Raw genomic sequence first — 25,782 nt, 5'->3', positions numbered from 1 at the left:
ATAGGGGCTTCGTTTATGTTTTGGCGAAGATCTTCCAAATCATTTAAAAAGCAGCTAAGTTAATTAAAAAGCTGCTAAGTCAATTTAGGTGTTTGTTTTGAATCAAACGCGACCTTGCAGAGGAATGATCGTCACTGTCTCGCCAACTTTCACAGTATCAACTGCTGGAGAGATTTCGATTAAGCAGTTCGCTTCACTCATTGAACGCAGAATACCTGAACCTTGCTTGCCCGTTGTTTTCACTTCAAGCACGCCAGATTCATTCATCGAGAACACACCACGGCTAAATTCAGTACGGCCTTGGCGTGAGCGCAGTTGTTCAGTTGCTACAGCATTTGCTTTTACTGGTGTCCAGTTCGTTTGACCTTGAAGCTTGCGGATCGCAGGCTCAACAAAGTTAATGAACGACACCATCACAGCAACAGGGTTACCCGGTAAACCAAAGAACGGCTTGTTCTCAATCTTACCGTAAGCCAATGGGCGACCTGGACGCATGTTGATACGCCAGAAGTTGATTTCACCCAGTTTATCTAACGCAAGCTTGATGTAATCCGCATCACCAACAGACACACCACCAGAAGTCAAAACCATATCGGTTTCAAGCGACGCAGAATGCAGCACATCCATCATCTTCTGCTCATCATCTTCAATGATGCCGTAATCGACGATGTCACAGCCGAGCTTTTGAAGCATGCCGATAATAGTAAAACGATTTGAGTCATAGATAGAGTTTGGTTTTTGCTCGTGACCCGGCGCTTGAACTTCATCACCCGTAGAGAACACACCCACTTTCACTTTACGCAGAACAGGGCAGGTACCAAAACCTAACGACGCCATCATGCCCATTTCTGGCGCTTCAATGCGTGTGCCACGTGTAAAGACAGGTTGGCCGATTTCTAAATCTTCACCTGCCATACGGACATTTTGTCCAACCGAGATTTTAGCATCAGGGAAGCTAACTTTATCGCCATCTTGGACGGCTTGTTCACGCATCACGACAACATCAACGCCTTCTGGCATTGGTGCGCCGGTCATGATTTTAACGGCTTCACCTTGTTGCACGATTTGCTCGTAGCTGTGACCCGCCATGACTTCAGCAACGATGTTGTAACTGTCCAATTCTAGATCTTCACTACGAATTGCATAACCGTCCATTGCAGAGTTGGTATTCTGAGGAACGTTGATTGGCGAAATCACATCTTCAGCCAGCACGCGGCCGTAGCCTTGCAGTAATTCAACACTCTCTGTGAGATCGAGTGCGTCAATGCTATCAACAATCTTTTGTTGGCCTTGAGTAACGGTTAAACCTGCAGGAGAGAACGAATCACAACAAACAGCTGGCGCTGCGTCTTTTGAAGGTGAGCATGACACGGCTCTGCCTGTTGTAGAGACAAGGTCAAAGGACTGCGCGTAATCGATGATGAAATCACGAATCGCTTCTAAGTCGCTGATCGCCATTTGTGGCAGCTCTGATTCAACTTGGCTGTCTGCCGCGATAGCAATAATGTTGTTATCGTTTGGATATAACCAAGGTTTGCCCACTTCATCTCGGTGCAGTTCAATTTTAGGGAAGGCGATGTTCTTACAGCCTTCAACCAAAATCAGATCAAGCGTGTTGGTATCAAATCGAGTCAGCAGGTAATAAAAATCTGCTTCGGCTTCTGGTGTTTCTGTCATCATCACGTGACGATTACGAGAAGCAATCAACATTTGGTTCGCGCCCGCTTTACGTAAGCGGTAACTGTCTTTACCCGGCTTATCGACATCAAAATCGTGGTGAGCATGTTTTAACACGCCAACTTTTAAACCCGCATCAGTCAACAGAGGAAGCAGGGCTTCAAGTACGGTCGTTTTGCCTGTACCGCTATAAGCAGCAAAGCCCAATAAAGGAAGGTTAGGGCGTTGTTTAGAATCTTTCATTATTGAAGCGTTCCGAATTGGGTGAGTTCTTCTGGCGTGTTGAGATTAACAAAGCAGTTAGGAGAATCGCTGAAATCAACGTATTCTGTAACACACTCTTTGTATAGCAAGATGATTTTACGATCACCACGTTCCAAAAACGCTTCTAACTTTGGTAGAACACGTTTGTGGAATAGGGTGAATACAGGTTGCTTAAATTCGCCATCATGCGCGACAAGAATGTCGCTGTCTTCTTTAACTGCAGAACAAAAACGCTCAACAAGGTCGTCACTGATTTGTGGGCTATCGCAAGGGACAAAGCCGACCCAGTCTGTACTCGCGTTTTTAAGGCCAGCATGAATGCCGCCCAATGGACCTGGATAGTCAGGGAAAGAATCGGAGACAACCGGAGCAAATGCTTGGTAACTGTCTAAGTTACGGTTGGCATTGATGGTGATGCTGACATCTTGTTGTGACAGCTTGTTTATAACGTATTGAATAAGCGGAGAACCGTTGAGCTCAACAAGTCCTTTATCTTTTCCGCCCATACGGCTGGCCTGTCCGCCAGCCAAAATAACCCAACTAGTTTGCGTTGGAAGCAGCATAAATATTCTCTTGTGCTTTATCTTTCTGAATAACTTGCAGAAGCGGCGATTCGGTCAAAGTATTGTCTTTGATCCACCATTGCTTCTTACATAAGTCGGTTAACGCGTTAGTTTGGTGACTAGTGATGACTAAACTCGCGCCTCTTTGAAGAAGATCTTCGGCCATTATCACCAATCTTTCAATAGATTCTTTGTCTAAAGAGGCACTTGGTTCATCCATTAGCAAGATTGACGGCTTAAGAATCCAGGCTCGTGCCATTGCAACGCGTTGACGCTCACCACCAGACAACACAGAAATGTGTTCATCTGCCAAGGTTTCTAAACCTACCATTCTCAGCGCATTAATTATTTGAGCTCGCTTATCTTTTTGGCTCTCTTTGTTAAAGCGAATGCCATAAGCGACATTTTGGTACACCGAACCATCAAAAAGATAGGGGGTTTGATGCAGGTAGATAATGTCTTTGAACTTGAGCCTAGGGAATAAGATCTGCTGCCAGCTTTGTGTCGGAGACTGAAGGCGGCCAGAGCTTGGCTGAATCAATCCAGACAATATTTTAAGTAGGGTCGTTTTACCCACACCATTATCTCCTTTGAGATAAATGGCATCGTTGGGGCCGATCGACAATTCAGGGATATGGAACAAAACACGCTCTTTGTAGCGCATTGAGATTTGCTGCGTTGTTATTTTTATACTCATGACAGCGTTCCTAAGTTCTTAAATAGCCTTTTCCTCTCACACTGGAAAGGAAAAAGTTAAGGGCTAATGCCAATGCTAATAACACCATACCGAGGGCGACGCCTTGAGCGAATGCGCCTTTGTGGCTTTCCATAGCGATAGCTGTTGGGATGTTTCTTGTCATCCCCATAATGTTGCCACCGACCATCATTGAACAACCAACCTCAGTGACGATACGAGAGAAGGCAGCGATAGTTGCCGCTAAAAGAGGGAAGCGCGTTTCCCAAATTAAGGTACATGCCACACGTGTGGTTGATACGCCAAGCGTGCGCGCAGTTTCAACTGCTCGGCGGTCACTGGCTTGGAGAGCGCCGTGCATCATCGCAACTAGGATAGGGAAACAGATCACCATTTGACCTAGAATCATCGCCTTTTGGGTGAACAGTAATTCCCAATCACCGAGTGGGCCAGAACGAGAGAGCATCATGTACATCAACAAACCGATAACCACGGTTGGGATAGCTTGCAGGGTATTGATCACCGATAACAATGCCCACTTCCCGGGGAACTCGGTATAAGCCAATAAGAAAGCCATAAGGATTGCAGGAACAATCACTAATGAGATGGCGGACAAAGATACGCTGAAAGATACCGCGACGATTTTCCACAATTCGTGGTCAAAACTCACTAGTAGGTTCATTGCATCAATCGTTGTTTGCCATAGGGTCATGAAGTATCTCGTGTGAATCGATAATAGGTCTTTATCGGTAATGACTGATGTTAATCATAGCTGACACAAACTATTTGAGCTTGAATTGGCCAGCTATTGTTTTTAAGAGTGCTTCGTTAACTGTTTAGCTAAGTGTAGTGCTTGTTGGTTTTGACTACACCTTCAACGCTACGCTTTACTTACAATCAACGACTCATTGCTTACAATCAACTATTCTAAGCTTGCAACAAACTATTCTGCGCTCGCAACAAACAGCTGTTTGCCGTGCAGTTTAAAGTCGTTAATCAGTTTCTGGCCTTTAGGGTTAACCAGCCAATCACTGAATACTTTCGCTGCTTGGTAGTTAATGCTCGGGTAGCGTTCTGGATTAACAAGAATCACTTGGTAAGGGTTAAACAGGTTCTTGTCACCTTGGAAAAGGATTTTAAGATCCAATTTGTTTTGGTAAGCCAACCAAGTACCACGGTCTGTCATGGTGTAGCCTTGCATCTCTGACGCCATGTTCAGAGTAGGGCCCATGCCTTGACCAACACTGCGATAACCACCGAAGTTTGGTTCCATTTTAGTTTGTGCCCAAATACCCATCTCTTTCTTATGAGTACCAGAGTCGTCACCACGAGAAACAAAGGTCACGTTATTGTTCGCGATCGCTTTGAACACATCAGTCACTGCTTTTTGAGATTCAATCTTCGCTGGATCGCTTTGAGGACCAACAATGACAAAGTCGTTGTACATCAGCTTGCGAGGTAGAACCCCGTAACCTTGTTCAACGAAATTCGCTTCGGCCTTTGGTGCGTGAGTCATCACCAAATCAACGTCACCATTTTCGCCCATGCGAAGAGATTTACCCGTACCAGCGGCAAGAACATCAACCTTGATACCAGAATCTTTTTCGAACTCAGGCAATAAGTAGTCCAGTAGACCAGAGTGATAAGTACTTGTGGTTGTCGCCAACTTAATATGAGTGGTGTCTTCCGCGCTGCTAGCCGTGTAACTGACGATAGATAGAGCTGCAATAGTTAGGGGAATTGCTTTCATTATTATTATGTCCATTCTGTTATAAATGAATGACATGCCTTCAATTTTAAAGGGCTCAAAGAGGGCATGTGCATAAGACGCTAATTGTTGTAATTAGAAATCTACACCTTATAAGCAATCTTAATGCCAACAAATAATGCATCAGATTTCTTTAAATTGCTGTTATTTCGGACAAAACTGAGTCTTTTACCCCGTTAAAATGAATCAAAACATGAGCTAGGACAAAATGTCGCACATTGTCCCTGTTGGAGAAAAGGTTAATTGGTACACTCTGTCCCAACTTTTCTCACCGGCTAATCATTATGTCTTTACCTAGTTCATCTGCATCCAATCTCACCCCGAACACATTGACTCAGTATCAGGCGTTTTCCGTCTTGGTGGTCGATGATGAATTGGGTATGCAGGCTATCTTAAAGAAAGCACTGGGTAAGTTCTTTGGCAAGGTGTCGAGCGCAGGATCGGTTGAAGAGGCTGAAACGCTGCGTTCGAGCGAACATTTTGATCTGATTGTCCTTGATATCAACCTACCAGGCCGCTCTGGCATTGAGTGGGAAGAGGCGTTTAACGACAACGACAAACGCGCCGATGTGATTTTCATGACGGGTTATGCCGATCTAGAGATGACCATATCCGCGCTTAAGCTTGGTGCTTCAGATTTTATTCTTAAGCCGTTCAACCTCGAACAGATGATACAAGCGGTTCTGCGTTGTATGGATAAGCGACTCGACCAAAGAATGCAGTACGCGTTGAAGCGTGATGTGAGTCGTCATATCAAGACTGAACTGATTGGCAATTCAGACAAGACCAAACAACTTAAATTGCTGATCAGTCAATTTGCACCGTCTCGAGCGTCCGTCTTGATAGAAGGTGAGTCGGGTACCGGCAAAGAGCTGGTTGCTCGTGGTGTACATGAAGCCAGTAAACGCACAGGTCCATTTGTGCCAATCAACTGTGGTGCGATTGCTCCAGAACTTCTAGAAAGTGAACTGTTTGGACATACATCAGGCGCATTTACTGGTGCGAAGAAAAACCGTGAAGGTCTTTTCCGAGTCGCAAGTGGTGGCACCTTGTTCCTTGATGAAATTGGTGAAATGCCACTGTCAATGCAAGCTGCATTGTTACGCGTGTTAGAGCAAAGAACCATTCGTCCAGTCGGTAGCGAGAAGGAAATTTCCGTTGACGTACGAGTGGTGGCGGCGACCAACCGAAATCTTCAAGAAGAGGTCGATAAAGGGCACTTCCGCCGCGATCTGTTCTACCGACTCAATGTACTTAAGATTGATGTGGTGCCATTGAGAGAGCGCCCGTCAGACCTGATTGAACTTGTTCCATACTTTACTCGTCTTTTATCGAGCGAGCTTGGCATGCCAGTTCCAAATTGGGCACATGAAGATATCTTGGCGTTGAACGAATACGAATGGCCGGGAAATATTCGTGAACTTAAAAACTTAGTCGAACGATGCATTCTTTTAGACAAGCCACCAGCACACTATTGGCGCGAAGTGAATGGTGATCCAGCCCCAACCAGCATTTCAGTGACGGTGTCACATGGCGCGGAAATACCAAACTTGAATAATGTAGACGCAGCTGAGGGTTACCCGAACACTTGGACACTCAAAGAAGTCGAGAAATCTCACATAGAACAACTGGTGAGTTTTCATGATGGCAATAAATCTGCAGCAGCGAGAGATCTCGGTGTGGCGCGTAAAACACTAGAGCGTAAGTACAAAGAATGGAACACAGAAGGCTCTGAATATGCCGATTAGACGTCATTGGTGGACAAAATGGGCGTTCCGGTTCAAAACCATGGTGCGTTATCGCCTGCTATTTCTAACATCCGCTCCCATCATTCTTACCTTATGTGCGCTTGTCGCTATAACACTGTATTGGTCAGTACATTACACGTGGCAGGGTGCTCTGATTGATGTCGATGAGCGTTTGGATGTTGCCGACAACAGTATCCATCTAATTCAGAACCAACAGGCCTATAACGTTCAAGCATTTGCTGAGTCTTACAACTTCCGAATCAAACTCACGAGTGATATTTCGAAAGAAGAGCTCACACGTTGGGTTTCTGAAAACAAATCTCGCTATGAACTCGACTTTCTACGCTGGCGCAGCGTCGAGAGCATGGAAAAGAAACTCGAATATCTAAACTTAACTCACAAGCCTTCATTTTTCAGTGTCTTAAGCCGTAATGAACTCAATTATCTCGATCGTGACCTCGCTAAAAAAGCGGAAGTTCCGATGCTCAACGGGCAAGAGGTCGAGACTCGCGGATTGGTAAGCCGAACCGTTGTACCCATCAAAGATGAACATGATCATGTGATTGGTTTTCTGGATGGTGGGATCTTACTGAATAACAGTACTCAACTTGTTGACCAAATCAGTAACCTTATCTATCCACAACGAGAAGGTTTTAATCGTCATATAGGAACGGTCACGGTTTTCCTTGATGATCTTCGTGTTAGCACCAACGTGCCTTTGAGCAGTGAAGACAGTGTAGGGCGCGCCATTGGTACACGTGTTTCTCACGAGGTTCACTCGAAAGTCTTGAATGAAGGTAAAGAGTGGCTAGATCGAGCGTATGTTTACGATGCTTGGTACATCACAGCTTACCAACCAATCCATGACCAGTTTAATAATGTGATTGGTATGCTTTACACCGGTTATTTGATTTGGCCGCTGATAGAAACGTACTTGACCAACCTTGGCGAAATTAGCATTACCATTGTGTTGCTTCTGTTGGCATCCGGTTTGATCGTTCACCGTGGCGCACGTGATCTTTTCAACCCAATCGAACGCATTCATAAGGTCGTCAAGCTAGTCCAGATGGGGCAAGACAAGCGAATTGGTACGCTAGGTTTGGATGATCAACACGAACTGACACTGCTCGCTAAACAATTCGACAAGATGTTGGATCTACTGCACGAGCGCAATCAAGAGATTCAACAAGCGGCGTCTGAACTTGAGTGCAAAGTGCATTCTCGTACCGCGAGTTTGAAAGAGAAAACTGAAGAACTCGAACTGCACATCAAGCTTCTCAATCAAGCCAGAGATAAGCTGGTGGTCAATGAAAAACTGGCCGCGTTAGGTGAATTAACGGCAGGTATTGCTCATGAGATCAATAACCCAACCGCCGTGATTCTTGGCAACGTTGAACTGATGAAGTTTGAACTGGGCGATGAAGTGAGCCGTGTAGATGAGGAAGTCCACGCGATCATGGAGCAGATTGACCGAATTCGAAATATCACACGAAGCCTGCTTCAATACAGCCGTCACGGCGGCGTACAAGACGAAATTACGTGGCAACATATCAACCCAATAGTGGATGAAAGTATTACGCTCGTAAAAACAGGTGCGAAGAAGAAAGGCATTGTGTACGTATCGCAGCTGAACGCTAAAACCTCAGTCGAGGTCAATCGAAACCAATTGCTACAGATTCTGGTTAACCTACAAATGAACGCGATTCATGCAATGGACGGTCAGGGCACGTTAACCATTTCGAGTGAAGACTGGGTTGAAAATGGTGTGTCTCATGGCGCTATCGTTCATGTTCAAGATGAAGGCTGCGGTATTAAGGAAGAACAACTGAAACGTATCTTCTCGCCTTTCTATACCACCAAACGAGATGGCACGGGCTTAGGGTTGTCAGTATCTCAGAGTATATTGAGCCAAACTGGCGGCGAGATCCGAGTTGAATCTGAGGTAGGTAAGGGAAGTTGCTTTAGTATCTATCTTCAACAGAAAGCGACACCTCAATTGCTTGTATCAAACCTATAAGTTCTAAGAACTCATTCACTGATATTATCATCTGATAATATTTCTAACGCGCTTGGGCTATTACACGAACGTTTTAGCCTAAGCACGAAAATTCTGCACTACTAATATATCGCAAACCAAATCTAAACCTCTTTCGGTTTGACGAGCACCTCTTTTTTGCTATGTAACACAGTGCATATCTTTTGATCTTGATGCATATCATCCGAACTGTACGAAATTTTGATACCTTGACCGAAATCCATAATAAAAACAAATAATAAAGTCAGTCAGCTATGAAATTAAGTAACGCGAATAACTTAGTCAGAGATCTGCAATCAGGCGTGACTGAAATAAGCCAAGTCGTTGGTGTGATTCGTGATGTATCAGAACAAACGAACTTGTTAGCGCTCAACGCAGCAATAGAAGCGGCACGTGCAGGAGAGCAAGGCAGAGGATTCGCAGTGGTTGCTGATGAAGTTCGAAATCTTGCTAGCCGCACTCAAAATTCAACTAACGAAGTGCAATCCACGATTGAGAAACTGACTCAACAAGCAGAACGGACCTTTAAGGCAATGCAAAGCAGTAACGAGAAGGTTGATCACAGTGTTGTCGCGTCTAACGAAACCCGTCAACAACTCGATGTGATTGTGAATGAACTGCATAACGCCAATGACATGGTGGCACAAATTGCCGCAGCCTCGGAGCAGCAAAGCACGGTAGCCACTGAAATGAGTGAAAGTGTTACTGGGATTCATCTCGCTGCAAATGAGGTACTCCAAGCCTCACAATCGCTCGCAGAAGACAGTCAGAAAATGGCGAACACTACAGAACACCTTACTGAGCAATTGAAATACTTTAAGGTTTAGCATCAATAGGACTATTAGCTTAAAGATAAAAAGCTCATAAAAAACACCTCCGCACTTGCGATAAGTTCGGAGGTGTTTTTATTTATGGCTAGTCATTTGCTATAAGCAACAAACGTCTAAAGCATCAAGCCTAATGCGCCGCTACTGAAATTTTCGGTGGGTTGATGTTGTGCTTCTTAAACTCTTTCATCACACGCAAAGTAATGTCGGTTTCAAACAGCTTCTCATACGCAGTATCCACAACGTAAGCCTTACAAGTTAGCTGTATTGCTAGGTAGTTATCGGTAATCGTCTGTTTAACCAAAACCGTTACAGGTTTCGGCAAGTGGATATAACGACTTGAAGACGCCGCTTCTTGAATTAGATCGCGGGCTAGGGTGATGTCTTCATCCATACCAACGTAAAACGGAATCACCACCTGCATGTCCAACGCACCGTAGTTACCACTGGTGGTCACTTCATTTAAGAACTTGTTGTTCGGAATGGTAATGATGTCATCGTTCAGGGTTCTCATTCGCACTGAACGCAAACCAATGGTAATGATATCACCGTAGTTGCCTTCGAACGTGACGCGGTCACCAACTTGAAAGGGCCTATCAATCATTACCGTGATGCCCGCGATGAATGAAGCTGCCAAATCTTTAAGCGCAAAGCCGACTGACACGGCGAGGGTACCACCAATCAAAGCCAGTATTTGGTCGTTGATTCTAAAGCTCATCATGAACACGATAAGACCTGTGCTCACATAGATAAAGAACTGAGTAAACGACTGCAGTTTCTGTAGCAGCATTCGGTATTGCACGAATTGGCTACCAAAACTGGTCACCATCGAGTTGATAAACTTAAGCAGTAACCACATCGCAGCAATAACGATCATGGAGAAGAACACGCCGCTCCATCGCACTAGACTCGCTATCTTTGAGATGTTTTCTACATTGGCTAACTCTTCCGTCGCAAAGATCGGGAAACTGACAGCACTTGCCAAGCCAACAAATAGTAGGATAAATAACTTCTTCATTTTACTTCACCAGTAGATGTTGACGGTCGAGAACGTTAGTAATGTGGCGGAACCAGTGCTCGGAAATTCGAGCCTTTTCTTCATGCCAACCAATATAACCACGGCTTTCAAAGTAACGCAGAATGCCGGTTATCTCAGCCGTGCTTAGCTGCGTACAATCAGACAAGACTTCCGGAGACGCGATTTCCAACTGCACGATAGAACGAAGCACAGCCAGCATAGGTTTTGGCATGTTTTCTAGTTCTTGTGCTTCTGGAACATGGAACAAGCGCACCACGGCTTGATCGGTATCTTTGTTTCGATTCAATGAGAGTCGGAAGAAGCGCAACGCAACGGTAGGGTTACCATCAGAGTAATGCCACAAGATTCGGTAGAAGCCTTGGCGTGCGCGATCTTCCTCGCTCATGTCATCTTGGTCCCACTGTTTAGGCACCACCAAACCATCAAACGATAACGGCTTCTCAAGCTCCGTATTAATACGGCTATTTAGAAGCTCACCGACTTGTTTCTCTGTCCAACGCGGAAGGAAACACACCAAGTCAAACAGCAAACGTTCGCCACGCGCTCGATCGACAAACCGCCAGCTTGATTTGGCGATCGATATCACGACACGGTGGTTCTTTTTAGAACGACGCAGTAGATTGGTTAAACGTATCAGATCAGACAAGCCGCCAACCATTGGCTTAACTAGACGTTGTGCATTATCGATCGCAATCAAGTACGTGGTCTTGCTTTTACGAAGGTGAGCCAAGATCTGAATCTCAGTCGCTTTCTCTTCCAAGCCGATGCTCACCGCTAGATGCGCTAACAGCTCTTGATAACCAGCGTAAGGGCAACTTACGTAGACAGGTTCAGCGTTAGAGACTTTGTGCAGCAGGGTATAAAGCAGCGTTGTTGCGCCCACACCACGTTCACCTGAAACAATACAGATAGCAGGGCTGTCTGACATCAAGTAGCGAGACAGTTGCTTAACCTCATCACCGGCGTAATCAATCAGCGTGCTGTCGATATTACCCGGAAGAATGTATTCATAGGTTTGATCGCCTTTGATTCGAACCAAGTTTTGCTGACTCTTGTCAAGGTCAGACTGCTTAGCCACTTCAATTCTAAACAGGTACGCCAAAGCTTGGCTAAACAGTGTGTAATTAGACAGTAAGGCCATGATGCGGTGTTGGAAGTTGTAAACACTCAACCATACGATGCCAATGGCCGTCGCCAATATATTAAGTAAGAAGGTATCCTTGCGGTTTACTGCCCAGTTCACCCATACCGGACGATCAGAGATGTGTTGCAGCGTATCGAAGACTTTCGCACGCCATAATCTAAGCACTGAAATGGTAACCAGTACAAACCAGAAAAATAGGGCGCTGTAGATCCAGCTATAGATAGTGCCTTTGCCTAGCGTGATACTCGATATTTGCAAAGTCACACCCGCAACAATGAAGCTCCAAACATAACGGCGAATGGTCGATAGGCGCAGCGCAATCACTTCTTGATTAGATGTGCGGCCCAAACGATACGCAAATTCCAAAATAAAGCTGATAGCAATCGAACCACCTAGAATCCACCAAGTGAAGATCTCAAGGAAAATCAGGTGTTGCAGGCTAGGGATGCTGGAGAGCATTCTTAGAGAAAGCGTAATCGCAATTAACCAAGCAATCGCACGATCAGCGCGGCTGATGTACCAGATCACACGTACTAAAAATGGAGGGTTCGTTTTCGCTTCAAGAAAATTAATTCTGAACAACTCAATCAAACGAGTGCTATTGGCAAGCCACCACGCTAAACCAAAATAGATAAACAACACTTTTAACGATGCACCAATCACAGGCACTGGCGAAATAAAGATGTCTTTAACGAGCGCTTTAAAGCTACGAATTTGGAAGTAAACAAGATACTCAATGTTGAGCTTGGTTAATTCCCACTCTTGCTTAAATTGAGTTACGCCGTAGGGGCCAAAACCCGTTAGGCGCTCTTTATTAGCGGAATTCGTCTGCTCTAACAGGTGTTGCTTGCTCACATTCAAGCTATTCAAAGTGACGTAACTGGTTTGAACGGCAAACCATTGATCGGCGTCGTTGTTCGCTCTGTAGGCTTTTATCTGTTGCTCGAAGGTTTTGATTTCCTGCTTTTGAACTTGTAGCACTTCAGCGAGCAATATATTGACTTGGCGTCTGTCCGACGGTTCCATAAAGAGGGGGTCGGGTAACGAATCAATTCGATCATCGAGATCAACAGCAGAATCGGATACCTGCGGCTGAGATTGTAAGTCATATTCCAAGTTGGCATGACTAGGCCAAGAGAGAATGGCCAAAGTGAGGATTAAGAAGCGCGATAGTGAACGCATAAAAGTCTCTTAGAATTATGAGGTTAGGATTACTATAGTTAGATAATCTGACTTTGTGAAATCCAACCCCGTGTCGGGGGCGAGTACTTTATTCCTGTTTCGAGCGATTTTGTCATGAAATTGTCAGGGATTAGGCTAGTATTTGAGCATCTTTATTATGTCTTCTGTTGCGTTGATCGGGTTGGCTTTTACTGTGACCAATCAGCATACGATATATTCAATGGTTGGCATGATTTGGGACGTTATATACCGCCCATTATGGTGCGCTGTTCGATATTTTGTTTTTCCTTAAAATCGACGGTTTTACGGCGATAAATAGAAAACCAAAAATGTGAGTCAGTTCAAACTATGATTTGGCTATGTTATCACTTACTTAATGGCCAGTAATTGCAATCAATACTTGCAGTTAAAGCCCTGAACAAGTAACGTTGCGGCGTTTTTCACATTAAAAAGGTAATGGCATTGATCTCCACAGCAAATATCACCCAACAATTCGGCGCTAAGCCACTTTTCGAAAATATTTCAGTTAAGTTCGGCGAAGGCAACCGCTACGGTTTAATCGGCGCGAATGGCTGTGGTAAATCGACGTTCATGAAGATCCTATCTGGTGAACTTGAGCCAAGTGCTGGTAACGTAAGCTACGATCCAAACGAGCGCGTTGCTAAGCTAAACCAAGACCAGTTTGCTTACGAAGAATTCACGGTAATCGACACGGTTATCATGGGTCACAAAGAGCTTTGGGCTATTAAGCAAGAGCGTGACCGCATTTACTCTTTGCCAGAAATGAGCGAAGAAGACGGCATGAAAGTGGCTGACCTTGAAGTTCAGTTCGCTGAAATGGACGGTTACATGGCAGAAGCTAAAGCTGGTGAGCTTCTTCTAGCGGTAGGTATTGAAGAATCAATGCACTTCGGTCTGATGAGCGAAGTAGCACCGGGTTGGAAACTTCGTGTTCTATTGTCTCAAGTACTGTTTGCAGACCCGCATATCATGCTTCTTGACGAACCAACGAACAACCTGGACATGGACACCATCAAGTGGTTGGAAGATACGCTAAACCAACGTAACTGCACAATGATCATCATTTCGCACGACCGTCACTTCCTAAACTCTGTTTGTACACACATGGCTGACCTTGATTACGGCGAACTTCGTCTATTCCCAGGTAACTACGATGAGTACATGACGGCTGCGACTCAAGCTCGTGAGCGTCTACTGTCTGACAACGCTAAGAAGAAAGCACAAATTGCTGAACTTCAAACGTTCGTATCTCGTTTCTCTGCTAACGCATCTAAAGCGAAGCAAGCAACGTCACGTGCTAAGCAGATCGATAAGATCCAACTAGACGAAGTTAAAGCGTCTAGCCGTCAAAACCCATTCATCCGTTTCGAACAGTCTAAAGAGCTATTCCGTAACGCACTTGTGGTTGAAAACCTATCTCAAGGTTTTGAAGAAGACCTATACAACAAGTTCGACGGTATTTTCGAAGTAGGTGAGCGTGTTGCTATCATCGGTGAGAACGGTGTGGGTAAAACAACACTACTTAACACACTAGTTGGCGCTCTTGAGCCTCGCACAGGTGAGTACAAGTGGTCTGAAAACTCAAACATCGGTTACTACGCTCAAGATCACGCACACGATTTCGAGACAGACATGAACTTGTTTGATTGGATGAGCCAATGGCGCCAAGAAGGCGAAGACGAGCAAGTTGTTCGTGGCTTCCTAGGTCGTATGCTATTTGGTCAAGACGACATTAAGAAATCTGTAAAGGTTATCTCTGGTGGTGAGCAAGGTCGTATGCTTCTTGGTAAGATCATGATGCATAAACCAAACATCCTGCTAATGGATGAGCCAACAAACCACATGGATATGGAATCTATCGAAGCGCTTAACTTGGCTCTTGAGAACTACAAAGGCACATTGTTCTTCGTATCTCACGACCGTGTATTCGTAGACTCGCTTGCAACTCGTATCCTTGAAATCAAAGATGGCAAGATCAACGATTTCCGCGGTACTTACGCTGAGTTCTTGAAAGCACGCGGCTAAGCTTTAAGTTAGCCTTAGTTTTCAACTCTATGCGTTGGAAATTAAGCTATAAATTGAAAATTAAAAACGCCGTCATACTAAAAAGCATGACGGCGTTTTTGTATCTAGCTAAGTTTCTATGTATTTATCCTTGATGGGTCACTAACTATTTACATCAGAACTTTACAATTAGAAGCGGTTAGTGAATCACCAATCAAACCTACGCTTTTTTCCGACTGCTGATTATTCACCTTTCACATCAAAGTCAATCTTGTCTGCACCCGTGAACACTTGGAAGCGTAAACCTTTAGCGCGAGCAATCGTAGTGATGCCGAACTTCTGCGCTAAATCTAAGCCCATTTGTGTAACGCCAGAGCGTGACAGTAGAACAGGGATACCCATCTGAGCAACCTTAATCACCATCTCAGACGTTAAACGACCTGTGGTATAGAAGATCTTGTCTTCACCTGACTCTTTGTTAAGCCACATCTCACCAGCCAATGTATCAACGGCATTGTGTCGGCCAACATCTTCAACAAACGATAGAACCTTGTCGTCTTTGCAAACCGCACAACCGTGCACAGCACCTGCTTTCTTGTAGGTATCGTTGTAATGAGTCAACGCTTCAAGCGCTGTGTAGATTTCAGATTGCTTAATCTTGTTTTGAGGCACTTGGTAATCTTCCAACTGCTTCATCACGTTGCCATACATAGTGCCTTGACCGCAGCCAGAGGTTACTGTCTTCTTCTTAAGCGCTTGCTCAAGTTGGCTTGTATCTTCTTTGGTGATAACCGCAGCAGAGCTGGTTTCCCAATCGATGATAATAGATTCAACCGCTTCCGGATCGGAAAGGAAGCTTTGGTTTTTCAAATAGCCTAATACTAATGACTCAGGACGAGAGCCCAATGTCATTAAGGTTACGATCTCTTTCCAGTTCAACATCACGGTAAGAGGGCGCTCACACGCGATCTGTTTCGTTAGCTTTTCGCCATATTCATCAAACACTTCAACTTCGATTGTCTGAAGAGGGTTCTCACTGGTTTTTATTATGTTTGGTTTTACCACAGTCATTTCCTACTTAATGAGATAGCGATTTTATGAGATAAGAAGTCAACAAGAGCAATAAGGCTCTCATTCATTAATGCGCTAGTTTGTTGATTCGCTATGGCCTAGATTTCGATTATCGTTCTCGAACATGCCATAGATCTGTGAATACATAGCTCTGTGAAGAACATTAGCGAATTAGCTAAAGCAAATCTTATTCCAAAATAACGGGGATTGATGGAAACATGAAGCATTAGATTAAAATAGCGCAAAATATGAGAGTTCACCGGGTGGAGTTGTCTGAAATAACCAGTATCGACTAACGTTATAGTGACAACTTGATAACGAACGCTATAGATACGCTCTCGCAGTTAATCCGTATTGGCGTGTTTATTGCTTTATGGGGTGTATATGAATGCACACAGTACAAAATGTCCTAAGTGCATTCAGACCAAAGAAAATCAATTGGGTGAAGTATGTCTGAGATAAAAGAATTCAAAGAACAATATGAAAAAACAGAAGCAGCTTGGCCAATCGGTGTCCAAAGAATAGAGAAAGAGATCAAAACTGGCATTTGGGTAACAACTCAATGGGAACTCATCGGTTTTGAATTATCACCTGAACATGAAACCCCAGACGTATGTTTGCTTCAGTTGCACAAAGACGAACGTACCGACTACCGCTTCAATCTAAGCTCTCAGCAACCTAAGCTATTCTTAGTTATGGATAATGTTGACTCCGGTAAACCTATTATTCAATTACTGACAGCATCACAAACAGTCGCAGGCCAATACATGGACGGAGATAACCAAGTATTGTCTTACGACATGCCATTGCCTGTACAAGCTTGGATGGAAGCATTCATCGGTCGTCATGGCGAGTTATTAGAAGCAAGACGTAAGAAACGTAAAGGCGCGGGTCGATCAAATGGCAACTAACTTTCTTAGCCGTTGGTCTCAACGAAAGTTCGATGAATCGACTGATAAAGCGCGTGAAGCTGAACAGCCTCTTGAGGAAACCTCGGTTACCTCTCCTGAGTCTGCTTCTCAAACACGCACCTCTGCTGAAGAACTCGCACCAAATGACCCAGCTTCTATCGAGCCAACTAACGCTTTAGAAGAGTCAGGTGACACTAAAGAGTCGGCATCAGAGGCGACTGAAGAGCTGTCTATGGCTCAATTATTGGTATCAGAAGCATCAGAAAGCGTAAAAAAAGCCGCATTACGTAAGTTATTTCTCTCAGAAGAGTTTAACGTACGTGATGGCTTAGACGATTACGATGACGATTACAGTAATCTTAAGTCACTTTCTGAAGGTGTCGCTGAAAGCTTACGTGATTGGGTAAAAGAGAAGGCAGAAGAAGAAACCTCAAGCGAACAAGAGCAAGTCACTGAAAATAAGGAAGAAGGTTCAATTAACAACGCTGAAGAAGCGGAATCAGACCTTGTTGAAAGTGACGAAATTACGGGACAACAAAAAGAACTGTACAAAAACACAGTATCGGATAATTTCGACACCGATGCTATCGAAAATGACCCAAAAGAGGTGGGACAAAATATACCACACAAAGAATAGGTACATTTTGACTAAACACTCAATGAACCGCTTGCGACAAAATGTCCCAAGCGGTTTTTTTATACGCACAATAAACGTTATAAAGAATTAAACCACTGAAATATAAGGCATATTAAATTGGCATGGCATTTGCTAAATAACGTTCATTATCAACTTTTTTGTAGATAGACGAGTTCACGGTCTGACGAGCGGCACACTGGCTAAAGGGTTAGTTGTTAACGGATTACTCAGCAAGTTCTCTATCGCTTACTACAATGAAGGTTGAACAGATTATCCATGTCCAAAGATGGAACTGAGCAATGCTTAAACAATTATTAGAACAAGCAACTTCAAATAACGCGAAAGCAAGGCTGTATGCATTTGAAAATACAGTTGAGTTAACAAACCTAATTCCACCGACAGTCAGTTATGAAAGCGGTGGTAATACGCTGATTATTGGTCCAACGGCGATCATCGAAAGTGCTGCGGCGCAATTGCCTCAGTTAACAAGCCTGACACTGCTTTCAACCGATGGTGTAAAAGCTACGAATACTGAGTCAGAGCTTTACTACGCGAACGCGGTTCAAGTTTCTGGTTTCCTTGGTACGTTCGAAGTTCTTATCGAGAGCAAAGGCCTAACCAATAACCTAGCGAAAGTGGCGATTAATCATGACTGCTTTGATGTGGTTTTGGATTTATGCCTAAGTAGCTGTATGACAGAAGAAGTGCCTGTACCGGGTTATTACCCAGTAGGTCGTGGCTATCCAAAACTTGCTGAAGCACTGGAAGAGATTCCAACGCTTATGGGCACATTTGATAAGCCTAAGTTCTTCCGTCTCGACACTGACCTTTGCGCGCACAGTTCTCGTGGCGTAAAAGGCTGTGAGCGTTGTGTAGATGCTTGTCCTGCTGGCGCACTATCAAGTGAAGGCTCTGATAAGACGGGTCACAAGATTGAGATTAACCCTTACCTATGTCAAGGCGTTGGTACTTGTGCAACTAGTTGTCCTACAGAAGCGATTACCTATGCGCTGCCAAACCCTGATGACACTCAAAAGTTTATTGAACGTACGCTAGCTAATTATGAGCAAGCGGGCGGTCTGGATCCAATCGTACTTATCTGTAGCTCTCGTCATGAGACTTACAATGTAATGGCGCTAAAAGCACTGCCAGATAACGTGATTCCAATTGTCGTAGAAGAACTGCCATCTATTGGTATCGATACTTGGTTTGCAGCTTTAGTTAATGGCGCAACTCAGGTTCTGTTTGCCGCATCTCGCTTTATGCCAGAAACGATCATTCGTGTTCTAAATAACGAAGTAGGGATTGCTCAAGAACTACTAGATCAAATCGGTATTCCAAAAGAAACCATCGATATTCTGTACTTAGAATCTCTACGTGAATGTCCTCCAACACTTTGTGTGGATTCACTCGACCTTGCACTTGGCGGTCTTCAAGGCAACAAGCGCCAACGTCTATTTACAGCACTTGATGCGATGTCTTCAGCTCGTATTCCTGTTGAAAATATTGTTGAGCTTCCGTCAAACGCACCTTACGGCAACGTTTCGTGTGATAGCAAAGATTGTACGTTATGTATGAGCTGTGTGGCTGTGTGTCCGACACGTGCACTTCATACCGACGGGGCTTCTCCATCACTTAAATTTGTAGAACAAGACTGTATTCAATGTGGCTTGTGTGAAAAGGCATGTCCTGAAAATGTTCTGACTCTTACGCCTCGTATGAACTGGGTAAAAGAAGAACGTCAAAAAGCAGTTGTGATTCATGAAGAGAAAGCTGCGGAATGTGTACGTTGCCATAAACCATTCGCACCTCAGTCTATGATTGACATGTTACAGAACAAGTTACGCGGTCACTCTCACTTTTCAGATGAAGCAGCGATTAATCGTATTGCTATGTGTGAAGACTGCCGTGTGGTGGATATGTTCGATTCAATGGCTCAAGACCCATTGAAACAATTGAAATACTAGGAGTTAGCCTTGGAAACGAATTTGGATCAGGCACAAGAACAGACACTAAGAACTGAGATCTATTTGGTTCTATCCGCACTGTTTCGCAGCGCACCTTCTGAAGAGGTGATCGACTTTCTAAAAACACTCGATATTGAAGCGTCTGAAAGCGCAATGCAAAAGGCTTGGATTGCCATTCAACAAGCGGCAACAGAATCAAACCGTGAAGCTCTTGAAGACGAATATCAAGATTTGTTCATCGGTATTGGGCGTGGAGAAGTCGTTCCATTTGGTTCTTGGCATCGCACTGGCGCCATGATGGAAAAACCATTGGCAGAGATTCGTCATGACTTAGAGCTTTTAGGCATTGAGCGTGACGATCAAGTGAAAGAGCCGGAAGATCATATCGCAGCACTGTGTGAAGTGATGGCGATGCTAACGGCTGAAGAAGAAGCACTGCAACAGGCGGTATTCAATAAGCACCTTGGCCCTTGGTTTAACTCTTTCACGCGTCAGCTTGAAGGGGCAGAAAGCGCGAACTTCTACAAATCGGCCGCTCAACTGTGTGAAGCATTCTTAACGTTAGAACAAGTGCGTTTTAGCGTGAATACAAAAAGCAGTAAGCACAAATTAAAGATTGATGTGAAAAACGTCACTGATTACGAGTAATCGAGCAGTACGCGATTATATCGATAGAGGGGCATTAAGCCTCCAAAAAAAGATCTACCGTAAGGTAAGGAAGCAATGATGAAAGATAATAAAGATATAAATACAAGCCGTAGGGATCTACTCAAAGGCTTGACGACTGCAGCCGTTGCTGGTGCCGTTGTCGCTGGTACAACTAAAGTGGCAACCGCTTCAGAAACTGTTGAAATTTCGAAAGAAGACGTGAAGAAGACAGGGTATCGTGAGACGCAACACATTCGCGATTACTACGACACACTTTAGGAGATAACGGATGAAACTTGTCAAACGCTCCGATAGTGTGAGCAAAGAAACCAATCAGCTAGGTGTGTCTCGACGTGCCTTCATGAAAAACACTTCATTAGCTGCTGGTGGCGCAGTGGTAGGCGCAAGTCTATTTGCACCAGGTATGATGAAGAAAGCACAGGCTAAATCAGTCGATCCAGAAGCGAAAACAGAAGTGAAACGTACTATCTGTTCTCACTGTTCTGTGGGTTGTGGTATCTACGCTGAAGTTCAAAATGGCGTATGGACAGGTCAAGAGCCTGCATTCGATCACCCATTCAACGCTGGTGGACACTGTGCGAAAGGTGCAGCACTTCGTGAGCACGGCCACGGTGAACGTCGTCTTAAGTACCCAATGAAATTGGAAGGCGGTAAGTGGAAGAAGCTTTCTTGGGAACAAGCGATTGAAGAGATCGGTAACAAAGCGCTAGAACTTCGTAAAGAGTCTGGCCCTGATTCAGTTTACTTCCTAGGTAGTGCGAAACACAGTAACGAGCAAGCTTATGCATTCCGTAAGATGGCTTCGCTTTGGGGCACCAACAACGTTGACCACCAAGCACGTATTTGTCACTCAACCACAGTAGCCGGTGTTGCGAACACTTGGGGTTACGGTGCAATGACAAACTCGTTCAATGACATGCACAACTGTAAATCGATGCTGTTCATTGGTTCAAACCCAGCGGAAGCTCACCCAGTAGCGATGCAACACATCTTGATCGCGAAAGAGAAGAACAACTGTAAGATCGTTGTTGCGGATCCTCGTCGTACGCGTACTGCTGCGAAATCAGATCACTACGTTTCTCTTCGTCCAGGTTCTGACGTTGCGTTTATCTGGGGTGTGTTATGGCACGTCTTTGCAAACCAATGGGAAGACAAAGAGTTCATTAAACAACGTGTATTCGGCATGGACGAGATCCGTGAAGAAGTCGCGAAGTGGAACCCAGCAGAAGTTGAACGCGTAACTGGTGTTAGTGAAAAAGACGTATACCACACCGCGAAACTACTTTCTGAAAACCGTCCGGGTTGTATCGTTTGGTGTATGGGTGGTACTCAGCACACGACTGGTAACAACAACACACGCGCTTACTGTGTACTTGAGCTTGCGCTAGGTAACATCGGTAAATCAGGCGGCGGTGCAAACATCTTCCGTGGTCACGATAACGTACAGGGCGCAACTGACCTTGGCGTACTGTCAGACACACTTCCAGGCTACTACGGCTTGTCTGAAGGTTCTTGGCGTCACTGGTCAAAAGTTTGGGATATCGACTTTGACTGGGTGAAAGGCCGTTTCGACGACAACGCATACGGCGGTCAAAAACCAATGAACAGTGCAGGTATTCCTGTATCTCGTTGGGTTGATGGCGTACTTGAAGACAAAGACAAGATTCGCCAACGCGAAAACATCCGTGCCATGTTCTACTGGGGTCACGCGGTGAACTCTCAGACTCGTGGTCCAGAGATGAAAAAAGCGATGCAGAAGCTGGATATGATGGTTATTGTTGACCCATACCCAACGGTTGCAGCGGTAATGAATGATCGTACCGACGGCGTTTACCTGCTACCAGCAACGACTCAGTTTGAAACCTACGGCAGTGTAACGGCGTCAAACCGTTCTCTACAGTGGCGTGACAAGGTTGTTGATCCTCTATTCGAATCTAAACCTGACCACGAAATCATGTACCTGCTTTCTAAGAAGCTTGGTTTCTCTGATCAGCTGTTCAAAAACATCCGTGTTGAGAACAACCAACCACTGATTGAAGATATTACACGTGAATTCAACAAAGGTATGTGGACAATCGGCTACACAGGCCAAAGCCCTGAGCGTTTGAAAGAGCACCAACAGAATTGGCACACATTCCACAAAACGTCTCTAGAAGCAGAAGGCGGTCCAGCAAATGGCGAGACTTACGGTCTACCTTGGCCATGTTGGGGCACACCAGAGATGAAACATCCGGGTACACACATCCTTTACGATACGTCTAAGACGGTTGCTGAAGGTGGTGGTAACTTCCGTACTCGTTTTGGTGTTGAGTTTGAAGGTCAAAGCCTACTGGCAGAAGACAGCTACTCGAAAGGCTGTGAGATCAAAGACGGCTACCCAGAGTTCAGTGACAAACTACTGAAACAACTGGGTTGGTGGGATGATCTAACTGCAGAAGAGAAAGCGGCTGCTGAAGGCAAAAACTGGAAGACTGACGTTTCAGGTGGTATCCAACGTGTGGCAATTAAACACGGCTGTATCCCATTTGGTAATGCGAAAGCACGTGCGATTGTTTGGACATTCCCAGACCGTGTACCACTGCACCGTGAGCCACTTTACACGCCACGTCGCGACCTAGTTGCTGATTACCCAACGTGGGACGACAAAGAAGCTATCTTCCGTGTTCCTACGTTGTACAAATCCATTCAAGACCAAGATAAGTCTGGTGAATACCCGATTATTCTTACGTCTGGTCGTCTGGTTGAGTACGAAGGTGGTGGTGAAGAAACACGTTCAAACCCATGGCTAGCAGAACTTCAACAAGAGATGTTTGTTGAAGTGAACCCGAAAGACGCAAACGACATTGGCTTCAAAGATGGCGATGATGTTTGGGTTGAAGGTGCTGAGAAAGGCCGCATCAAGGTGAAAGCGATGGTTACTCGTCGTGTTAAACCGGGTTTGGCGTTCTTGCCGTTCCACTTCGGTGGTAAGTTCGAAGGCGAAGATTTGCGTTCTAAGTACCCAGAAGGCACTGATCCTTACGTTATTGGCGAAGCAGCCAATACAGCAACCACATATGGTTACGACCCTGTCACCTTGATGCAGGAAACGAAAGTAACCCTTTGTAATATTCGTAAAGCGTAAGGAGTCTTAAAATGGCTAGAATGAAATTTCTTTGTGACACCAAGCGTTGTATCGAATGTAACGGTTGTGTCACTGCATGTAAGAATGAAAATGATGATGCTCTGGAATGGGGTATTCAACGTCGTCGCGTTGTGACACTGAACGATGGCGAACCAGGTGAAAACTCTATCTCAGTAGCGTGTATGCACTGTACTGATGCCCCTTGTATGGCAGTTTGCCCGGCAGACTGTTTTGAACATACGGAAGACGGCATCGTACTTCACAATAAAGATCTGTGTATCGGTTGTGGTTACTGCTTGTTTGCTTGTCCGTTTGGCGCACCTCAATTTCCTAAACAGGAAGCCTTTGGTGAGCGCGGTAAAATGGACAAATGTACCTTCTGTGCTGGCGGCCCAGAAACAGAGCCAGGTTCTGTGGAAGAACGTCAGAAGTACGGTGCGAACCGTATTGCTGAAGGCAAGCTACCAATGTGTGCTTCTTTATGTTCGACCAAAGCACTGCTAGCGGGTGATGCAGAGAAAGTCTCTGATGTATTCCGCCAGCGTGTTGTTGAACGTGGTGCGAAGGGTGCAGGCTGGACAGACGGCAATGACCTTTCTTACGATGCGACTAAGAGCTAAGTAGGAGAGACATATGCTTACAATGTTTAAGCGTCTCTTCCTTGTTGTGCTGCCAATGTTGGCAGCACTAACAATGCTGTCTCCTTTGAGTCATGCATCTGAGACGAACTCATCACAAACTCAATCGAGCTCTGCTCAACGAGAAATCACACAACTTGCTGGCGCCGATTTTTGGCGACAAGTGAGAAACGGTGAGGAAGGTTACACCACATCTCAATCAGCTGAGCATGGTGTGTTGATCAGTACTCCAGGTCAAACGTGGTACATATTGAAAGAGAAGTGGATGTCACCAGCCGGTGCCGTCGCTATCTTTGGCAGTATTGCTTTCGTGACTTTGATGTACGTTGTGATTGGCCCGCTAATGCTAAGCGCGCCAAGAACAGGCCGTAAGATCAAACGTTGGTCTCGACTAGACCGTGCCTTGCACTGGAGTATGGCGTTTACCTTCTTAACACTGGCGTTCAGTGGTTTGATGTTGGTTTACGGTAAGCACTTCTTGAAGCCGTACATTCCAACAGACCTTTGGGGCTTCATCGTTCTATTGGCGAAGCAATACCACAACTACATCGGCCCGATTTTCTATGTGCTGTTGATGGCTGTTCTCATCAAGTGGTGGCGCAAGTCTATTTTCAAGATGGTCGATGTACAGTGGTTCATGAAACTGGGCGGTATGGTTGGGAAACATAAAGGTACTCATCCATCTGCAGAGTTTTCGAACGCGGGTGAAAAAGCACTGTTCTGGCTATTGATTGTTATGGGTAGTGTGGCTGCGATCAGTGGCTTGGTTTTAGACTTCCCAATCTTCGGTCAAACCCGTCGAGATATGGAGCTCTCAAACCTAGTCCACATGTTGGCTGCTTTGATCCTTATCTGTGGTTTCGTGTTCCACATCTACATCGGCTTGTTCGGTATGGAAGGGGCACTAGAAGGCATGGTAACAGGCGAAGTTGATGAGACTTGGGCTAAAGAGCACCATGATCTTTGGTACAAAGAAGTGATGGAACAAGAGAAAAACGGCGTTGAACAAAGCGCTAACGCAGCAACAGAGAAAACGGAAGGGGTGAATAAGAATGAACAAACCTCATAAAGGTATTTGGGTCGCTTACATACTAAGCTGCTTTACGCCATTTACTTGTCTTCTCTCTGGTGTGGTTGCCATCATCTACGCGGGCTATCGTTTAGATAAAGGTGAAGACGGCGAAGTAGTGGATACCCATTACTACGGCTTGATTCGCTCGTTCTTCTTGAACTTGACGTTCTTTGTTGTACTTATCGTGACAGTAGCGACCTCTAATGGCGTGTTGATCGGTGTGAACGATTACTGGTATCAAAATCATATTATCGATGACATCGCTTACTACATACCGTATGTAGGCATGTTGTTCGGTGGTGTTGCGATTGTGGTTTGGTTTATCCGTATGTATCAAGGCATGCAGCGTTTAAGTCAAAACCTACCGCAAAACCCGTCGACAGGACCAAACCTGTAACGCTGAGACGTTAATGACATATCTAAAGAAAGCCCAGTGATTCATTGAACTGGGCTTTTTGTTTTTAAGTCCCCGGAACCGTAAATAGTTGTCAGCCGCTATCTGCATCAGAACCTACTTATTGACCGCTTCAATATGGTGCAACTCCCTTATTTGGTGCAATTGTCGTTGCGATTTTTTTTTGGTGTAAAGGACCATAAAAGTGCACCTAAATATTTAGACTTTAATAATCAATAAGTTAAAAACAAAACCTGTTGCACGAAAATTACCCCTCATACTTGGAACGCATCTTGCGTTCACTGTTGAGTCTTTAATTAATTACAACATTGA

General features: G+C 44.9%; 20 protein-coding genes and 1 pseudogene. 13 read left to right on the top strand and 8 right to left on the bottom strand.

Features of this window, described 5'->3' with window-relative positions; genetic code table 11:
* Positions 1 to 102: 102 nt before the first annotated feature.
* From AB4493_RS03695 to AB4493_RS03675, 5 genes are all read right to left on the bottom strand, one after another.
* Positions 103 to 1,920: a bifunctional molybdopterin-guanine dinucleotide biosynthesis adaptor protein MobB/molybdopterin molybdotransferase MoeA gene (locus AB4493_RS03695; RefSeq protein ID WP_017071478.1), complete on the bottom strand. Its 1,818-nt coding sequence runs from the start codon at positions 1,918 to 1,920 to the stop codon at positions 103 to 105.
* Complete coding sequence (gene mobA, locus AB4493_RS03690) at positions 1,920 to 2,504, bottom strand: molybdenum cofactor guanylyltransferase MobA (RefSeq protein WP_004733776.1); 585 nt, start codon at positions 2,502 to 2,504, stop codon at positions 1,920 to 1,922. Before mobA ends, AB4493_RS03695 begins: the two co-directional genes overlap by 1 nt.
* Entirely contained in the window at positions 2,482 to 3,201 is a 720-nt protein-coding gene (locus AB4493_RS03685) for an energy-coupling factor ABC transporter ATP-binding protein (protein ID WP_108166541.1), read from the bottom strand. Before AB4493_RS03685 ends, mobA begins: the two co-directional genes overlap by 23 nt.
* Before the next feature lie 10 nt (positions 3,202 to 3,211).
* Complete coding sequence (locus AB4493_RS03680; RefSeq protein ID WP_136974279.1) at positions 3,212 to 3,910, bottom strand: ABC transporter permease; 699 nt, start codon at positions 3,908 to 3,910, stop codon at positions 3,212 to 3,214.
* A 231-nt stretch (positions 3,911 to 4,141) separates the two neighbouring features.
* The gene (locus tag AB4493_RS03675; RefSeq protein WP_017077255.1) at positions 4,142 to 4,948 is read right to left on the bottom strand and encodes a substrate-binding domain-containing protein; all 807 of its coding nucleotides are present in this window, start codon (positions 4,946 to 4,948) and stop codon (positions 4,142 to 4,144) included.
* Positions 4,949 to 5,250: 302 nt separating this feature from the next.
* Between AB4493_RS03675 and AB4493_RS03670 the strand changes: the two genes are divergently transcribed.
* The 3 genes and pseudogenes from AB4493_RS03670 to AB4493_RS03660 all read left to right on the top strand — a co-directional run.
* Positions 5,251 to 6,714, top strand: a complete 1,464-nt coding sequence (locus AB4493_RS03670) for a sigma-54-dependent transcriptional regulator (RefSeq protein WP_372154531.1) — start codon at positions 5,251 to 5,253, stop codon at positions 6,712 to 6,714.
* On the top strand, positions 6,704 to 8,731 hold the full coding sequence (locus tag AB4493_RS03665) for a cache domain-containing protein (protein WP_372154530.1): 2,028 nt from the start codon (positions 6,704 to 6,706) through the stop codon (positions 8,729 to 8,731). Before AB4493_RS03670 ends, AB4493_RS03665 begins: the two co-directional genes overlap by 11 nt.
* A 281-nt stretch (positions 8,732 to 9,012) precedes the next feature.
* Positions 9,013 to 9,576: pseudogene (locus AB4493_RS03660) on the top strand (methyl-accepting chemotaxis protein); the annotation flags it as partial.
* A gap of 130 nt (positions 9,577 to 9,706) precedes the next feature.
* On the opposite strand, the gene AB4493_RS03655 reads toward AB4493_RS03660, so the two are convergent.
* Together AB4493_RS03655 and AB4493_RS03650 are read right to left on the bottom strand one after the other, a co-directional pair.
* Complete coding sequence (locus AB4493_RS03655; RefSeq protein ID WP_017059614.1) at positions 9,707 to 10,594, bottom strand: mechanosensitive ion channel family protein; 888 nt, start codon at positions 10,592 to 10,594, stop codon at positions 9,707 to 9,709.
* Position 10,595: 1 nt separating this feature from the next.
* Positions 10,596 to 12,941, bottom strand: coding sequence for an ATP-binding protein (locus AB4493_RS03650; protein ID WP_372154529.1), 2,346 nt, complete (start codon positions 12,939 to 12,941; stop codon positions 10,596 to 10,598).
* 462 nt (positions 12,942 to 13,403) lie between these two features.
* Here AB4493_RS03650 and AB4493_RS03645 point away from each other — a divergent pair, with 462 nt between their 5' ends.
* The gene (locus tag AB4493_RS03645; RefSeq protein ID WP_372154528.1) at positions 13,404 to 14,987 is read left to right on the top strand and encodes an ABC-F family ATPase; all 1,584 of its coding nucleotides are present in this window, start codon (positions 13,404 to 13,406) and stop codon (positions 14,985 to 14,987) included.
* Between the two features lie 222 nt (positions 14,988 to 15,209).
* On the opposite strand, the gene fdhD is transcribed toward AB4493_RS03645, so the two are convergent.
* Entirely contained in the window at positions 15,210 to 16,031 is an 822-nt protein-coding gene (gene fdhD / locus AB4493_RS03640; RefSeq protein WP_137001783.1) for a formate dehydrogenase accessory sulfurtransferase FdhD, read from the bottom strand.
* A 455-nt stretch (positions 16,032 to 16,486) separates the two neighbouring features.
* Here fdhD and AB4493_RS03635 point away from each other — a divergent pair, with 455 nt between their 5' ends.
* The 9 genes from AB4493_RS03635 (at position 16,487) to AB4493_RS03595 (ending at position 25,452) form a co-directional block, all read left to right on the top strand.
* On the top strand, positions 16,487 to 16,948 hold the full coding sequence (locus AB4493_RS03635; protein WP_017059618.1) for a DUF3305 domain-containing protein: 462 nt from the start codon (positions 16,487 to 16,489) through the stop codon (positions 16,946 to 16,948).
* A complete protein-coding gene (locus tag AB4493_RS03630; protein ID WP_372154527.1) occupies positions 16,938 to 17,585 on the top strand; it encodes a DUF3306 domain-containing protein in 648 nt (215 codons plus the stop codon). Before AB4493_RS03635 ends, AB4493_RS03630 begins: the two co-directional genes overlap by 11 nt.
* 299 nt (positions 17,586 to 17,884) lie before the next feature.
* A complete protein-coding gene (locus tag AB4493_RS03625; RefSeq protein WP_372154526.1) occupies positions 17,885 to 19,552 on the top strand; it encodes a 4Fe-4S dicluster domain-containing protein in 1,668 nt (555 codons plus the stop codon).
* Positions 19,553 to 19,561: 9 nt separating this feature from the next.
* The gene (locus tag AB4493_RS03620) at positions 19,562 to 20,200 is read left to right on the top strand and encodes a molecular chaperone (RefSeq protein ID WP_017059621.1); all 639 of its coding nucleotides are present in this window, start codon (positions 19,562 to 19,564) and stop codon (positions 20,198 to 20,200) included.
* Positions 20,201 to 20,278: 78 nt separating this feature from the next.
* A complete protein-coding gene (locus tag AB4493_RS03615; protein WP_008217926.1) occupies positions 20,279 to 20,479 on the top strand; it encodes a twin-arginine translocation signal domain-containing protein in 201 nt (66 codons plus the stop codon).
* Between the two features lie 10 nt (positions 20,480 to 20,489).
* Entirely contained in the window at positions 20,490 to 23,345 is a 2,856-nt protein-coding gene (locus AB4493_RS03610; protein ID WP_372051345.1) for a formate dehydrogenase subunit alpha, read from the top strand.
* Between the two features lie 11 nt (positions 23,346 to 23,356).
* Positions 23,357 to 23,965, top strand: coding sequence for a formate dehydrogenase FDH3 subunit beta (gene fdh3B, locus AB4493_RS03605; RefSeq protein ID WP_004742271.1), 609 nt, complete (start codon positions 23,357 to 23,359; stop codon positions 23,963 to 23,965).
* A gap of 13 nt (positions 23,966 to 23,978) precedes the next feature.
* Positions 23,979 to 25,052: a formate dehydrogenase subunit gamma gene (locus AB4493_RS03600; protein WP_372154525.1), complete on the top strand. Its 1,074-nt coding sequence runs from the start codon at positions 23,979 to 23,981 to the stop codon at positions 25,050 to 25,052.
* The gene (locus tag AB4493_RS03595; RefSeq protein WP_048658737.1) at positions 25,036 to 25,452 is read left to right on the top strand and encodes a hypothetical protein; all 417 of its coding nucleotides are present in this window, start codon (positions 25,036 to 25,038) and stop codon (positions 25,450 to 25,452) included. The genes AB4493_RS03600 and AB4493_RS03595 overlap by 17 nt, the downstream gene beginning before the upstream one ends.
* Positions 25,453 to 25,782 lie beyond the last annotated feature (330 nt).

Origin of the sequence: Vibrio sp. 10N.222.55.A1 (assembly GCF_041473835.1) — a bacterium.
GTDB lineage: Bacteria > Pseudomonadota > Gammaproteobacteria > Enterobacterales > Vibrionaceae > Vibrio > Vibrio crassostreae_C.
The sequence above is the reverse complement of the archived record's forward strand: the minus strand, read 5'-3'. Positions and strand labels throughout refer to the sequence as shown.

Excerpts from the sequence above, each read along its gene's own strand:
- AB4493_RS03695 (WP_017071478.1), bottom strand. The coding sequence starts at position 1,920 with ATGAAAGATTCTAAACAACGCCCTAACCTTCCTTTATTGGGCTTTGCT.
- mobA (WP_004733776.1), bottom strand. The coding sequence starts at position 2,504 with ATGCTGCTTCCAACGCAAACTAGTTGGGTTATTTTGGCTGGCGGACAG.
- AB4493_RS03685 (WP_108166541.1), bottom strand. The coding sequence starts at position 3,201 with ATGAGTATAAAAATAACAACGCAGCAAATCTCAATGCGCTACAAAGAG.
- AB4493_RS03680 (WP_136974279.1), bottom strand. The coding sequence starts at position 3,910 with ATGACCCTATGGCAAACAACGATTGATGCAATGAACCTACTAGTGAGT.
- AB4493_RS03675 (WP_017077255.1), bottom strand. The coding sequence starts at position 4,948 with ATGAAAGCAATTCCCCTAACTATTGCAGCTCTATCTATCGTCAGTTAC.
- AB4493_RS03670 (WP_372154531.1), top strand. The coding sequence starts at position 5,251 with ATGTCTTTACCTAGTTCATCTGCATCCAATCTCACCCCGAACACATTG.
- AB4493_RS03665 (WP_372154530.1), top strand. The coding sequence starts at position 6,704 with ATGCCGATTAGACGTCATTGGTGGACAAAATGGGCGTTCCGGTTCAAA.
- AB4493_RS03655 (WP_017059614.1), bottom strand. The coding sequence starts at position 10,594 with ATGAAGAAGTTATTTATCCTACTATTTGTTGGCTTGGCAAGTGCTGTC.
- AB4493_RS03650 (WP_372154529.1), bottom strand. The coding sequence starts at position 12,941 with ATGCGTTCACTATCGCGCTTCTTAATCCTCACTTTGGCCATTCTCTCT.
- AB4493_RS03635 (WP_017059618.1), top strand. The coding sequence starts at position 16,487 with ATGTCTGAGATAAAAGAATTCAAAGAACAATATGAAAAAACAGAAGCA.
- AB4493_RS03630 (WP_372154527.1), top strand. The coding sequence starts at position 16,938 with ATGGCAACTAACTTTCTTAGCCGTTGGTCTCAACGAAAGTTCGATGAA.
- AB4493_RS03625 (WP_372154526.1), top strand. The coding sequence starts at position 17,885 with ATGCTTAAACAATTATTAGAACAAGCAACTTCAAATAACGCGAAAGCA.
- AB4493_RS03615 (WP_008217926.1), top strand. The coding sequence starts at position 20,279 with ATGAAAGATAATAAAGATATAAATACAAGCCGTAGGGATCTACTCAAA.
- AB4493_RS03610 (WP_372051345.1), top strand. The coding sequence starts at position 20,490 with ATGAAACTTGTCAAACGCTCCGATAGTGTGAGCAAAGAAACCAATCAG.
- fdh3B (WP_004742271.1), top strand. The coding sequence starts at position 23,357 with ATGGCTAGAATGAAATTTCTTTGTGACACCAAGCGTTGTATCGAATGT.
- AB4493_RS03600 (WP_372154525.1), top strand. The coding sequence starts at position 23,979 with ATGCTTACAATGTTTAAGCGTCTCTTCCTTGTTGTGCTGCCAATGTTG.
- AB4493_RS03595 (WP_048658737.1), top strand. The coding sequence starts at position 25,036 with ATGAACAAACCTCATAAAGGTATTTGGGTCGCTTACATACTAAGCTGC.